11 protein-coding genes and 1 tRNA gene are annotated in these 14,802 nt (G+C 35.3%); 9 read left to right on the plus strand and 3 right to left on the minus strand.

Annotation, left to right across the window (positions count from 1 at the left end; genetic code table 11):
* A tRNA-Lys gene (locus KBI38_01110) sits at positions 1-76 on the minus strand.
* A gap of 144 nt (positions 77-220) precedes the next feature.
* Here KBI38_01110 and KBI38_01115 point away from each other — a divergent pair.
* From KBI38_01115 to KBI38_01145, 7 genes are all read left to right on the plus strand, one after another.
* Complete coding sequence (locus KBI38_01115; protein MBP8628664.1) at positions 221-1,570, plus strand: cytochrome ubiquinol oxidase subunit I; 1,350 nt, start codon at positions 221-223, stop codon at positions 1,568-1,570.
* The gene (gene cydB / locus KBI38_01120; GenBank protein ID MBP8628665.1) at positions 1,570-2,574 is read left to right on the plus strand and encodes a cytochrome d ubiquinol oxidase subunit II; all 1,005 of its coding nucleotides are present in this window, start codon (positions 1,570-1,572) and stop codon (positions 2,572-2,574) included. Before KBI38_01115 ends, cydB begins: the two co-directional genes overlap by 1 nt.
* Positions 2,575-4,296 (plus strand): thiol reductant ABC exporter subunit CydD, encoded by a 1,722-nt coding sequence (gene cydD / locus KBI38_01125; protein MBP8628666.1) that lies wholly within the window; start codon positions 2,575-2,577, stop codon positions 4,294-4,296. It begins immediately after the preceding gene.
* Positions 4,296-5,999: a thiol reductant ABC exporter subunit CydC gene (gene cydC / locus KBI38_01130; GenBank protein ID MBP8628667.1), complete on the plus strand. Its 1,704-nt coding sequence runs from the start codon at positions 4,296-4,298 to the stop codon at positions 5,997-5,999. The genes cydD and cydC overlap by 1 nt, the downstream gene beginning before the upstream one ends.
* A gap of 83 nt (positions 6,000-6,082) precedes the next feature.
* Entirely contained in the window at positions 6,083-6,805 is a 723-nt protein-coding gene (locus KBI38_01135; protein MBP8628668.1) for a DUF2225 domain-containing protein, read from the plus strand.
* Positions 6,806-6,823: 18 nt separating this feature from the next.
* Complete coding sequence (locus KBI38_01140; GenBank protein ID MBP8628669.1) at positions 6,824-8,467, plus strand: DUF4127 family protein; 1,644 nt, start codon at positions 6,824-6,826, stop codon at positions 8,465-8,467.
* A 1-nt stretch (position 8,468) separates the two neighbouring features.
* Positions 8,469-10,046 (plus strand): DUF4127 family protein, encoded by a 1,578-nt coding sequence (locus KBI38_01145; GenBank protein MBP8628670.1) that lies wholly within the window; start codon positions 8,469-8,471, stop codon positions 10,044-10,046.
* A gap of 59 nt (positions 10,047-10,105) precedes the next feature.
* Here KBI38_01145 and KBI38_01150 read toward each other — a convergent pair whose 3' ends face one another.
* Both KBI38_01150 and serC read right to left on the minus strand, forming a co-directional pair.
* Entirely contained in the window at positions 10,106-10,606 is a 501-nt protein-coding gene (locus tag KBI38_01150; protein ID MBP8628671.1) for a flavin reductase family protein, read from the minus strand.
* A gap of 90 nt (positions 10,607-10,696) precedes the next feature.
* On the minus strand, positions 10,697-11,788 hold the full coding sequence (serC, locus tag KBI38_01155) for a 3-phosphoserine/phosphohydroxythreonine transaminase (GenBank protein MBP8628672.1): 1,092 nt from the start codon (positions 11,786-11,788) through the stop codon (positions 10,697-10,699).
* A 415-nt stretch (positions 11,789-12,203) separates the two neighbouring features.
* On the opposite strand from serC, the gene KBI38_01160 reads away from it, so the two are divergent.
* Together KBI38_01160 and KBI38_01165 are read left to right on the plus strand one after the other, a co-directional pair.
* A complete protein-coding gene (locus KBI38_01160) occupies positions 12,204-13,787 on the plus strand; it encodes a phosphoglycerate dehydrogenase (GenBank protein ID MBP8628673.1) in 1,584 nt (527 codons plus the stop codon).
* Between the two features lie 153 nt (positions 13,788-13,940).
* The gene (locus KBI38_01165; GenBank protein MBP8628674.1) at positions 13,941-14,687 is read left to right on the plus strand and encodes a hypothetical protein; all 747 of its coding nucleotides are present in this window, start codon (positions 13,941-13,943) and stop codon (positions 14,685-14,687) included.
* Positions 14,688-14,802: the final 115 nt, after the last annotated feature.

Raw genomic sequence — 14,802 nt, forward strand, 5'->3', positions numbered from 1 at the left:
TGGTGACACACCGGGGAATCGAACCCCGAACCTACTGATTAAGAGTCAGTTGCTCTGCCAGTTGAGCTAGTGAGTCGAAATATTATGCTTTAATAATACTCCTTTTATTTTTAAATTGCACTAATTTTTTGTAATTGCCAATATTCCTTACTAATTAATAAAGGTTATTATAAATTTATATGGAATATATTATATAAACTATGTAAAAGGAGGAGTTATTTTGGATATTGTAATTTTATCAAGACTACAGTTTGCGATTACAACTTTGTACCATTTTTTATTCATCCCGTTAACCTTAGGCTTAGCTTTTTTCATTGCTGTTTTAGAAACAATGTATGTTAAAACAGATAATGTTAAATATAAAGAGATGGCTAAGTTTTGGGGTAAATTATTTCTTGTGAATTTCTCAATGGGCGTTGTTACAGGAATTGTGCAGGAGTTTCATTTTGGGATGAACTGGTCGGAGTATTCTAGGTTTATGGGTGATATTTTTGGTGCGCCATTAGCCTTAGAAGCTTTGACAGCATTTTTCTTGGAGTCAACTTTTTTAGGGATATGGATTTTTGGTTGGGATAAACTCGGCAAAAAGTTACATGCTGCTTGTATTTGGATTGTAGCGTTAGCTAGTAATTTATCAGGGTTTTGGATTTTGGTAGCAAATTCCTTTATGCAACATCCGGTAGGTTATGTTATCAATAATGGCCGAGCAGAAATGGTTGATTTTATTGCACTTATTACTAATTCTTATGTGGTTGGGCAGTTTTTACATAATTTTCTAGCAAGTATTGTTACAACGGCTTTTTTTGTTTTAGCAATTAGTGCTTATAAAGTTTACCAAAAAGCTAATACAAATGAATTTACGTTGTCTTTAAAAATGAGTTTAGTTTTAGCAACAGTAGGGTTGTTGGGGGTTATGGGAACCGGACATTTGCAAGCGCAACAAGTGGCGGCGATGCAACCAATGAAATTGGCGGCAGTGGAGGCGCTATGGGAGACGAAAAATCCGGCACCGTTTGGTATTTATGCAAAAATTGATGAAATTAAACAAGAAAATGATCATGAAATTAGTGTGCCATATTTATTAACGGCATTGGTTTATAATGATCTTAAAGGTGAAGTTAAAGGAATTAAAGAACTGCAAGCTAGAGCGGTTGAACAGCATGGTGCAGGTCATTATATTCCGGATGTTACTGGTTTGTTTTGGAGTTTCCGCATTATGATTGTGTCAGGTTTAATAATGGCGGGAGTCGTTTTTATCAGTTTAATTGGTTGGTTTAGAAAAACTTTATTTGAAAGTAAATGGATATTAAAATTGCTTATTTTAGTGTTGCCATTGCCGTATTTGGCTAATAGCACCGGTTGGTATGTTACTGAAGCTGGTCGGCAGCCTTGGATTGTAGTGGGCTTACAAAAAGTTAGTAGTGCAGTTTCGCCGAACTTAACACCACTGGAAGTTAATATAACGTTGATTGGCTTTACGCTTATTTATGCTATTTTAGCCGTGGTTGCAGTAAAAGTAGGTTTTAAATTTGTTAAAAAAGGGCTAACCAGTGAAGGAGGTGCTAATTAATGGATCTAAATATTATTTGGTTTATTTTAATTACAGTGCTGTTTATTGGCTTCTTCTTTCTCGAAGGTTTTGATTATGGGGTCGGTGGCTTGTTGCCGTTTTTGGGTAAAACTGATGTAGAGCGTCGGATGATTATCAATACTATTGGACCGGTGTGGGATGGTAATGAAGTTTGGATGATTACGGCGGGCGGAGCATTATTTGCTGCTTTTCCACACGTTTATGCGACAATGTTTAGTAGTTTTTATTTGGCGTTGTTTTTAATCTTGTTAGCACTGATTGTTAGAGGAGTAGGGTTTGAGTTTCGCAGTAAGGACGATAGTCCGGTTTGGCGCAATACTTGGGATTACTTGATTTGCTTTGGTAGCGTGGTTCCGGCGTTAGTCTGGGGAATTGCGGTGACAAATCTGATTAAGGGACTGGCTATTAATGAAAAAATGATTTATACCGGTTCGTTTTTTGATTTATTTAGTGTCTATACTATTGTTGGTGGGTTAACTTTTTTAACTTTATTTTTATTTCATGGTGCATTATTTATCACCTTAAAGGTTGAAGGTGATTTAATTAATAGAGCCGGTGAGCTGGCTAAAAAAATCGGGATTGTGGCCGGTATCAGCTTTGCACTTTGTGGTATTTTAACTTATACTAATACTGATTTATTTAATAGTATGTTGGCGACAATTAGTTTGATTTTGGCAGTTGTTTTATTAGGGGGCAGTTATTGCTATGTGACTGTAGGCAAGTATGGTAGAGCTTTTATTGCTAGTTCTTTAAGTATTGCGATGGTTACATTGGCTTTTTTTGCAGGACTATTCCCGCGCTTCATTGTTTCTACTTTGAATGAAGCTTGGAGTCTTAATATTTATAATGCAGCTTCTTCACCTTATACTCTGAAAATCATGACGATAGCAGCTTTTATTTTGGTGCCGATTGTTTTGGTGTATCAAGGTTGGACGTATTGGGTGTTTAGAAAAAGAGTTGGAGCCAAAGATTTGGAGTATTAGATGTTTGATAGAAACTTGTTACTTGAGCTAAAAACTCACCAAAAGTCGGCGGTGCTACTCTGCTTGTTAGTGTTACTAAACGGCTTTTTGTTGGTGGCACAAGCTAATTTAATAATGGTTATTATCAATAGTGTCTTTAGTGAAGGGTTAGTAATCGGCAGTATGAAAAATTATTTTTACTGCCTATTACTAGCTCTTGTTTTGCGTTCAGCGGTTATATTTTTTCATGAACTTTTAGCACATAAGATTGGCCAGGCGGTAAAATATAATTTACAACAAAGGATTTTGAAAAAATTAATGGATCTAGGGCCGGTAGCCTTAGCGAGTAAACAAAGTGGACAACTGCTGAATTTGGTGACTGAGGGTATTTCTAGTTTAGAAGTTTATTTTTACAAATATTTGCCGCAGTTAGTAATAACTTTATTTATACCGCTGATTATTTTGAGTATTGTTTTTAAGTTAGACTTTATAAGTGGGATAATTTTATTGATAACAGTGCCGCTAATGCCACTGTTTATGATTTTAATTGGTAAAATGTCAGGTCAAGCTAGTAGTAAACAATGGCAGGTTTTAAAATATCTTAGTGGTCATTTTTTAGATGTTATTAAAGGTTTAAAAACTTTAAAACTGTTTGGGCGTAGTACCGAGCAGATTGAAGTTATTGAAAAAATAAGTAATGATTTTAAGGATGTAACGCTGGGTGTGTTAAAAATTGCGTTTGTATCAGCGTTGGTCTTAGAATTGATTGCGACAATGGGCATAGCAATGGTAGCAGTATCGATCGGACTAAGGCTATTAGCGGGTGAGATGGTTTTTAGTGTGGCTTTTTTAATTTTATTGTTGATTCCAGAATTTTATTTGCCGTTTCGTCAGTTAGGAACTAGTTTTCATGCTGGGATGAATGCAATGGCAGCAAGTTCCAATCTTTACCAGACCTTGTTGCTAGAAAATGATGAACTGAAGGGTAGTATCATAATTAAAACCTTTGACTTTTCGACGATTGAATTTCAAGCAGTAAGCTATGTTTATCCTGATCAGCGCAAGGGTTTACAGGAATGTAATTTTAAAATTGAATTGGGTGAAAAGGTTGCAGTGGTCGGTAGTAGCGGTGCTGGCAAAAGTACGGTTTTAAATTTATTGCAAGGTTTAATAACGCCAACGGCAGGTAGTATTGTAATAGATTCAATTCCGTTAAAGTCAATTAATCTTAAAAGTTGGTCGGAACATATTATTTGTATTAATCAAAGACCACATATTTTTGCGACTACTATTTTAGATAATATTAAAATAGCTAATAAAAGTGCTGATTTTGAGGCAGTAAGAACGGCGGTGCAACTTGCCGATGCTACTGCTTTTATTGAAAATTTACCACAAGGCTATGATACGGTAGTCGGTGAGGGTGGGGTAGCATTAAGTGGCGGTCAAATACGCAGAATATCGTTAGCGCGAGCTTTTTTGAGTAAAGCTAAAATAATTTTATTAGATGAGCCGATGGAAGGCTTGGATATTGAGACGGAGCTGGCAATTTTAAAATCATTAGAAAAACTTAGTGTTCAAAAAACAATTATTGTAGTTTCGCATAAACTAAATATGACTGTTAATTTTGATAAGGTTATTTTATTGTCAGAGGGTGCAGTAATAGAGTGTGGAACACCGGCGGAGTTAATCAAGGGCAAAAGTTATTATGCAAAGCTACTGCAAGCTTATCGAGGTATAAGATAATGCTAATAAAAGAATTAATAATCTTAGTAAACCCAAAAATATTATCAATAATGACGGCCTTGGTGTTAGGCATAGGGACAATTGTCAGTTCGCTCTCTTTAATTGGTTTTGCGGCCTATCTTATTAGTATGGCAGCATTACGACCCGGTTTTGAACAGCTGTATTTGGCGATTGTAGCAGTTCGTTTTTTTGGAATTGCTAAAGCGATTTTTCGTTATGGTGAAAGATATGTCGCCCATCAAGCTACTTTTGAAATTCTTACCGCTTTAAGGGTTTGGTGTTATGAAAAACTAGAACCATTGGTGCCGGCAAAACTGAAAAATTACCACAGTGGAAAAATTTTCAATATTATCGTTAAAGATATTGAGATTTTAAAAGACTTTTATTTACGTATTTTTGCACCGATATTTATTGCCTTAAGTAGTATTGTGGTGTTGGGGTTGTTCTTAAGTTATTATTCGCTAACTTTAGCGTTACTGACAGTATTATTTTTGGTGGTGCTTGGCTGTGTAGTGCCGATTCTTACTCATTACTATAATAAAAATAATGATGATAATTTAGCAGTAGCACAAGCTGGTTTTAATATTAAAGTATTAGATATTATTGCTGGGTTAGCGGAGATTAAGAGCTTTTCACTGGAACAAGAACAGTTTGAAAAGTTACAACAAAACATCAATAGCATTGAAAGAATTGAAAATAAAACAGAGTTAGCAAAGTTGTTATTAGAAGCTATCAGCAGTTTTTGGATGGGACTGCTTGTTATGGCAAGCTTATTTTGGTGTGGTTATTTGGTGAATGAACAGATGATAGCCGGTGTTACAATGGTAGTTTTGGTTTTAGTAATTCAAAGTAGCTTTGAAATAGTAGCAGGATTGCCGGCCGTAACATATTATTGGCGTGATAGTTATAATGCGGCCATAGAATTATGGAGCTTATTAAAACAGCAACCTGAAATTGAAAAGCAGTATGGTTTGGGATTACAATCAGGTCAGTTAGTGGTAGAAAATTTGAGTTTTGCTTATGATGATGATCTTATCTTGCGAAATATTAATTTTACCGTAGCAGAACAGCAACATTTAGCCATTGTCGGGGCTAGCGGGAGCGGAAAAACAACGCTGATAAATTTACTATTGAAGTTTTTACACGCTAGCAGTGGTAAAATAATGTTGTCAGGGATTGATTATACATTGTTAAGCAGTACAGAAATTTTACAGAAAATTGCTGTAGTAGAGCAAGAAACACATTTGTTTAATGACACTTTGGCAGCTAATTTATTAATTGCTAAGACTGATGCCACAACAGCGGAGTTACTGACAGTTTTGAAATTAGCACAATTATATGATTTTGTGCAGTCTTTACCAAAAGGTCTTGAGACTGAACTTGGCGAAAATGGTAAAGTTTTATCGGGGGGGCAACGCCAAAGAGTGGCATTGGCTCGAGCGTTGTTGAAAAATGCACAAATAGTTATTTTAGATGAGCCCACGACTGGTCTTGATCCTGAAAATGCTAATGCTTTTATGCAGGTGGTGCAGGAAGTTTTACAAAATAAAACGGTTATTATTATTTCACATGTATTAACAACATTAAGGTCAGTTGATGAAATAATAGTATTAAAAGACGGCGATATTTGGGAAAGAGGGACTTATGCTGAACTGAGTACCAAGGACGGATTGTTTTCAGCGTGGCTAGGACTGCAGACTTAACTGTAAAATATTTCTTGAAATTAGTGCATAGGGTGTAAAATATTTCTTATTTGTGGTAATCTATAAGATAAGGGGTGAAGTTAATGGCAGAATCAGATTATACCTATGTAGCAGAGCGAGAATGCCCGGTATGTAATAAAAAAATCAAGGTTACGATGGTTAGAACGAGGCTAATTAAAACAAAGCAGGATTCAGATTTTTGTACCTACTATAAAGATATTAACCCTTATTATTATTCAATTTGGGTCTGTGAACATTGCGGTTATGCTGCGCAGGATACTTATTTTGAGTCAATAAATGAGCGTGATAAAAAGGTTATTGCAGAATTTTTAAAATCCCGAGAAATTTCTATTAAAATAGATTTAAAAAGAAGCAGAGAGCAAGCGTTGGTTGCTTTTAAATTGGCAATTTACTATGCGGATTTACTAGGTATGCCGGCCAGTAAAATGGGCGGTTTGTATCTTAAATTGGCGTGGATTTATCGAGCAGATAAAATGGAGATGGACGAAAAGAAAGTATTATTACGTGCACTGGGTTATTATGAAAAAGCGTTAATTTCTGAGCGATTTCCTATTGGCAATATGACGGATACTTTCTTGATGTATTTGATTGGAGCGTTGTATCAACGGATCGGTAATTACGATCAAGCGGTGTCATATCTTAGCAAGGTAGTTTCCAGTGAAAGATCAAAAATGGAGCCTAATATTTTAAAAATGGCGCGTGATTTATGGCAAGATATTAGAGAACTAAGACGTCTGGAAGCCGAAGGTCAAACAACCGATGAAACAACAGACAAAATTATTTAGGGGTTTGGAGGAATTTTTTTGAGCAGGAGACTTGTAAGCTTATTTTTAGCTACCTTAATGGTAGTGATGCTTACTGCAGTCACTGGTGAAGCTGCCGCCAAAAAACAACGGATTATTTACATCCCACATGACAATCGACCGATATCTTTTGAACAAACAATCAGTTCAATCAAGGGGATGGAGTTTGAAGTATTGACGCCACCGGAAGAATTGTTAGGCAATCGCACTTATGGTGGTGATCCTGATGGGTTATGGCGTTGGTTGTTTAAAACTACAGTAAAATCATTTACCGATAAGGATAATGAAGTTGAAGATTATATTGTAATGTCATCCGACTCAATGATTTATGGCAGTTTGGTTGCTTCACGCAAGCATGAATTCAGTGATGAAACTATTTTAAGAAGAGTGGATAATTTTAAGGCATTGAGAAAGTTTAATCCTAATGCTAAAATCTATGTATTTTCTTCGATTATGAGATCGCCGAAAGTTAGTCACGGCGGTGTAGAGCCTAATTATTATGAAGAGTTCGGCCCGGCTATTTTTGAAATAACTTCACTTAGGGATAAAGCTGAAATTGATGGTTTAAATAATATTGATATTGAGCGATTGAATAAACTACAAAGCGAAATGCCGAATGCTTTTATTAATGATTGGCTCAGGCGAAGGCAGAAAAACTTTGGCGTTAATGTTAAGTTAATTGAATATGCTAAAGAAAATGTTTTTGATTATTTAGCACTGGGACGTGATGATAATGCAGTTTATTCTCAAACCAGCAAAGAAAATAGAGAGCTTAGCAAGCTGACGTTAAATTTATCAACTGAAAAGTTTAGATCGCTAGCTGGTGTTGATGAAATGGGCTTGATCTTGTTAACAAGAGCGGTTAATAAAATCAAGCAACTTACACCGCGAGTTTATGTTCAATATGGTTATGGAGTTGGTGGAGCAACTATTCCCACTTATTCTGACAGTGAAATCAGCAAATCTATCAATGACCATATTTTAGCGGCGGGAGGCAAGGAAATTTATTTGCCTAATAATATTGATTTGGTTTTGATGGTTAATACTAATGAATATGGAATAACACGAGATGCCAGTTCGTTAATGAATATACCGATTGATAATAAAAATATTATTGAATTTGTTGATAAAGTTAGTAAATTTATTGGGCATGGCTATAAGGTGGCGATTGCTGATATTACTTTTTCCAATGGTTCTGATAATGATTTAATGGCACAATTGGAAAAACGCGATTTACTAACCAAACTTACGGCCTATTCTGGATGGAATACTGCGGATAACTCCGCCGGCTTTGTTATTGGACAAAGTTTGCTTAGTCCAAATTTGTCGACTGATAAAATTAAAGAGTTATTAGTGTTGCGCTTGATTGATGATTGGGGTTATCAAGCTAATGTTCGCCAACAATTAGTGAAAGAGGTTTTAACACCGGAAAATATAAGTTATGTTGATTTAAATGGCAAAGAAAGTATTTTAGAACAAAATGCTAATAAAAGAATATATAAATTTATCAGTAAACATTTGTGGCGTTTTGATATTAAGACGGCAAAACTTTCATTCCCTTGGAAGCGGATGTTTGAAGTTAAGGTTGATGTTAGTTTGAATTATGCTAATCAAAGTTTATTGTATAAAACAAAGGGCTGGTGAGATGATGGTGAGGAAGCTTACGAAAAACTTTGTGGGTCTGATAATAACATTAATAGTGCTAATGGGGCTGCAAAGTAGTGTTTGGGCTAATAGTAAGATAATTTTTATACCACATGATAATCGCCCTATTTCTTTTGCCCAAACGGTAGAAAGTGCCGAAGGATTAGGCTTTGAAATAGTGGTGCCTCCGGAACATTTATTAGGTAATAGAACCGATAGTGGCAAAGTAGAAGCATTATGGCAGTGGTTATTTCAAGAAATAAAAACAGCTGATAGCGTGGTGCTATCAGCAGATTCTTTAATTTATGGCAGTTTGGTTGACTCGCGTAAGCATGAATTATCGCTTGAAACATTATTGGAGCGTACTGATAAGTTTGCTAAGCTCAAACAATTACAGCCTAACTTGCGGATTTATGTGTTTGCTTCAATTATGCGTTCGCCACGCAGTAGTTTTGGTGGGGTTGAACCGAGCTATTATGAGCAATATGGTCCTAGTATTTTTGCGGCAACAGCCTTAGAAGATAAAGCTGAAACGGTAGGGTTAACAAAAGTTGAAGAGAAAGAACTTTTAAAATTCAAAAAAAATGTTCCAGAGGCTGCGTTTGCTGATTGGTTAGAACGCAGAAGTAAAAACTTTACAGTTAACGCTAAGTTAGTATCTTTGGTGAATAATAATGATTTTGTCTATTTGGCGTTGGGGCGTGATGATAATGCTCCCTTTTCACAAACGCGGAAAGAAAGTAGACTGTTAAAAGAACAGGCCGATGCTACTCCTGTTAGTAAATTTCAATGTCTAGCTGGTATTGATGAGTTAGGGATGGTCTTATTAACCAGAGCGATTAACGATCTTTCATTTAATATTCCATTGGTAAAAATTGAATATGCCAATGGTGTGGGAAAAAATACAGTGCCAACTTATTCGGATGAAGAAATTGATAAGTCGATATGGCAACATTTATTGGCAACCGGTGCGCTACCAACAAAATATTATGATAGAGCTGATTTTGTGTTAATGGTTAATACTGCCTTTGATGGTACAACGTTAGAAGCTAACAGTAGTTCCAATGATGTCAACCTAAAGTACAATACGAAAAGTTTTGTAGATGCTGTTGATAAAGTGTTGAATCAAGAACGTGAAGTCGTTATTGCCGATATTGCTTTTGCGAATGGCGCTGATAATGCTCTAATGCAGGAGTTGACAGAGCGTAAACTTTTACCGCAATTATTAGCTTATGGCGGTTGGAATACAGCCAATAATACGGCTGGTTTTGCAATTGGGCAAGGTATTTTGGCTAAACAAAAAAATGAGACTGAAAAGAATTACTTGCTAAGTGTGAGATTATTAGATGATTGGGCTTATCAAGCTAATATCAGACAAGAACTTAACAATGAAATTATTTATAAGTATAATGGTAGTGGTGTTGATGTGGAAAATTTAAAACCATTATTAATTGCTAAGGGCAATGAAAAATTAAAATTGTTTATTAATAAAAACTTGAAGCAATTTAAGATTAAAGAAGCTCAAATAAGTTTTCCGTGGAACAGAATGTTTGAAGCGGAAATTGATGTTAGCTTATAAAAAGAAAAACCTCTCTAAAGTTAATGCGTTAACTTTAGGGAGGTTTAGTTTATATTATCTTATTTTTCGATATAGCAACTTAATATTTCTCCATAATAAAGAGTGTGCAAATCTCCACTGGCATATTTATGATTTAAAATTTCGGGGTTAAGATGATTTGTATCCATAGCTTGTTTATACATTATTTTGCATTCGAAATGTAAACCGCAATTTTTGATGGCTTTAGTTTTAACCTTTTGTCCCGGCATCAATTCGAGGCTAGCAGCTTCGAATTTGTTGATATCTCGACCGGATTTTGAACCGCAAATTTTTAATGCATTACTCATATCGGTTAGTGGAATACTAACCGTAAAATCTTCTTGGCTTTCAATGTTATTAAAAGAATAACGGGAAGGGCGAACCATTACCATAAAAATAGGCTTACCCCAGATAAAACCGATTGAGCCCCAGGCAATGGTCATGGTATTGTCGGTTGTCCCGTCAGTAGTGTTTAAAAAAGCGCCCTTACTTAAAATCTCAATCGCTTGCTGTGCATAATCAGCATAATCTACTTCTTTAATCATTATTTTCTCCTTTGCTGTACAGATGATTTTATATAAATAAAGTTTGCACAAAAAAAGAGAGCTACGCTCTCTTTTTAAAGTTTATAATTATTGCGGGTTGTTTTTTTGAAACTCTACCATGAAATCACCTAAAGCTTGGCAACCTTCTGTTGGCATAGCGTTGTAAATGGAAGCGCGTAAACCACCTACAGAACGATGACCTTTTAAACCATTTAAGCCGGCTTTAGTTGCTTCAGCAATGAATTTTTGTTCTAATTCTTCGCTTGGCAGACGGAAAGTTACGTTCATGATTGAACGACTATTAGGTTCAGCATGGCCGGTGTAATAACCATTGCTTTCATCAATTGTTTTATAGATGATAGCAGCTTTAGCTTTGTTGCGTTTACCCATAGCCTCTAATCCGCCATTATTTTTAACCCATTGTAAAACAAGGTTTAAAATATAAATACCAAAAGTCGTTGGAGTATTATATAAGGAGTTGTTTTTGATATGAGTTTCATATTTTAACATTGTTGATAAATTTTCTGGAGCATTTTTTACTAAATCTTTACGCATGATAACAACAGTAACACCGGAAGGACCAAGATTTTTTTGTGCCCCAGCATAAATTAACGCAAATTTAGTAGCATCAAATGGTTGTGATAAAATATCGGAAGACATATCAGCGATTAAAGGAATAGCACCGGTTTCCGGGAAAACAGTCCATTCAGTACCAAAAATAGTATTATTAGAAGTTATATGAACATAAGCTGGATTTTCGCTGAATTTTATTTCGTCTAAATTCGGAATGCGTTTGTAATTTTCTTCTTTAGTAGAAGCGGCAACATGAGTTTTACCAATTAATTTTGCTTCTTTATGAGCTTTTTCAGCAAAAGAGCCGGTTAAAATATAATCAGCAGTTTTACCTTCTGTTAATAAATTAAGAGGAATCATTGAAAATTGGCTACTAGCGCCACCTTGCAAGAATAAAACTTCATAATCATCACCTAAGCCTAACAATTCCTTCATTGTAGCAATTGCTTCGTTATGAACTGCTTCATAAGGTTTTGATCTGTGACTCATTTCCATAATAGACATGCCGGTATTATTGAAGTTTAGAAATTCAGCTTGTGCTTTTTCCAGTACTTCCAATGGCAAAGTTGCAGGACCTGCACTGAAATTAAAGATACGATTAGTCAAGGTTATTACCTCCAAAATATTATATTTATTTAAAATAATTAAATATCTAGTTGTTTTATATTCTAACGCTTGTTAAGTAATTGTGCAATATAAAAATACACTTGACGATTCATAATGGATAAAATATAATTTAAAATGTGATAATTTAATCAATAAATAGGTGAATATGTTCACGTAGTCTGAATGATATTTTTATTGGAAAAATAAGTTTATGAATTTTGTAAAAAATTTTTCTATGAAGATTTTCAAAGATAAATATAGTATTGATGAGCCTTTGAAGGATTGAGACTGTTGTAGAAAGCTATATTTTTTTTGAAAGACGATGAAACTATTGGCCATTTTTGTCAAAAGTGATTGTGAAGAATTTCTCAAAGTTTAATAATCTCTAATTTTTAAAATAAAAGGAGTGTTTTGTGTGAAAATTTTGGTTGCAGATGGGGTATCGGAAAAAGGTATCGAAATATTGAGTAAAGAGTTTGAATGTGAAATAAGAGCTAAATTACCGGCTGAAGAATTACTAGCAACAATTCATGAATATGACGGGTTAGTTGTGCGTAGCGCCAGCAAAGTTACTAAAGAAGTAATTGAAGCGGCTACTAACTTAAAAGTTATTGGTAGAGCTGGTGTTGGTGTCGATAATATTGATATTGAAGCAGCAACAGCAAAAGGGATCATTGTTTTAAATGCACCAGAAGGAAATACTATTGCTGCTACTGAGCATACTGTAGCGATGATGCTTTCCATGGCTCGCAATATTCCACAAGCTCATTCATCAGTGCAAAATGGTGAGTGGAAACGTAATCAATTTGTTGGTGTGGAAATGCGAGGTAAAACATTAGGCGTTATCGGTTTGGGGAGAATTGGTAGTGGTGTAGCAAAAAGAGCAATAGCGTTTGATATGAAGGTTATTGGTTATGATCCTTATGTTAATGAAGAACGTGCTAAAACGATGGGAATTGAAGTTGTTTCATTAGAGGAAATTTATGCTAATGCTGATTTCATTTCTGTACATATGCCGTTAACAGCACAAACAAAAGATTTAATTAATAGCGAAACAATTTCCAAGATGAAAGATGGCGTATATTTGGTAAATTGCGCGCGTGGCGGAATTATCAATGAAGCTGACTTAGCGGAAGCGGTGAAGGCAGGCAAGGTTGCTGGAGCGGCTATTGATGTATTCCCGAAAGAGCCGATTGAGCCAAATAGTCCATTATTGGGTGTTGATAAAATTGTGTTAACACCGCATTTAGGGGCGTCAACAGTAGAAGCGCAAATCGGGGTATCAGTTGACGTTGCCTATGGTATTGTAGCAGCGTTGAAAGGTGAGCCGGTAACAACTGCGGTAAATATGGCACCGGTTGCTCCGCATGTACTTAAATTTATTAAACCTTATTTCGGTTTAGCGGATCGAATGGGTAAAACTGCGGTTTCATTAGCCGAAGGGCCGATTACGAAAATTGAAGTGGAATATAATGGTGAGATTACGCAGTATGAAACTAAAATGATTAGTACTGCCGTTTTAAAAGGGATCTTAAATCCAATTCTTCAAGAGAGCGTAAACTTTGTTAATGCTCCGGGCTTAGCGAAAGATCGCAATATCCAAGTTAAAGAAGTTAAAAATGAAGCATCGGAAAGCTTTGCTAACTTGATTACGGTTAGAACTACTACGGCTAAAGGTGAAACTGTTATTCAAGGTACATTATTTGGTGAAGAAGAGCGTATTGTGGCGATTAATGGTCATAGAGTTGACGTTGATCCACATTCCAAAATTTTAATTTGTCCGCATATCAACAGACCTGGTGTAATTGGTAAAGTTGGCTCAATTATGGGTGCTGCCGGAATTAATATTTCCGGGATGCAGGTTGGTAGAACAGATATTTCAGGAACTAACATTATGGTCTTGACGATTGATAATGAAATTCCAAGTGAAGTTTTAAATGAAGTAACTGCGATTGATGGAATTTTTGGTGCGAAACTTGTTAACTTTGATATTAACTAGTTGAAATATTAAAAGGTTGCAGAAATGCAACCTTTTTTTGTATCTTTCGACAAAAAAACCAAAAAAATTACAAGACCAGATAGTCTTTGTTTTACAAATGATTTGTTTTGAAATATTATAACCTTAGCAAGTTTTTAAGGAGAGGTTAATTGAATGTTTAAAATTCCCCAGATTTTTATTTTAACGGGATTATTGTTGGTGACATCAGCTTTACAATGTTATGCAGCTGATGGCTACAAACAAGGTGCGGTGGAAGTGGAAGCAGGTGCTTCAATTGGTTCCAAGGTAGTAGGAACCAGTGATAAAATTTTAACAAAAAAAGTTCAGGCTGATGGTGATAAAGGCTATAAATATGGAATTAGTTATGGCATAAATGATAAATTTATATTACAATATAAGGGTGGGACTTTTATCACAGAACGAGCACAAGTACCACAAAAGGTAGGCGCTAATACTTTTATATTATCAGGAGTGGCTAGAGCTGAAGCGGATGAGTTTAATTTATTATATAAAGTTAACGATAATGTTTCGGCAGTGGTGGGGTATTTAGATAGCAGTATTGCTTATAATGATGTTAACTTTACCTTGCCGGGTAAGATTGCCAGTGTGCCGACAGAAGATGTTAAGAGTTTTCAAGCGGGTCTGGTTTACCATAAGCCGATTAATGATAAATATACTTTTTACACCAGTGCGATTTTTGGTAAAGATATTCATACTATTAATACTGGTGTAACTTATAAAATAACGGAAGATACTTCCTTTAGTATTGGTTATGCTGAGCGGGTTTATCGTAATGTTAACTTGAAAATAGCGCTAGATGGTGTGGTTGCTGATAATAAATATCCTGTAAAATATAAGATGTCGGGAATTTCTTGTATGTTTACGCATAAATTAATATAACGGGATTAGAGATTATAAATCCTTATTATTAAACAAACATACAACAACAGTATAGGGCATACTCTGTTGTATGTTTGTTTTTTGATTTTCTGGTTTTATTTAGGTAAAATAGCAA

This window comes from Negativicutes bacterium, from assembly GCA_018052945.1.
Taxonomy (GTDB): Bacteria; Bacillota; Negativicutes; order JAGPMH01; family JAGPMH01; genus JAGPMH01.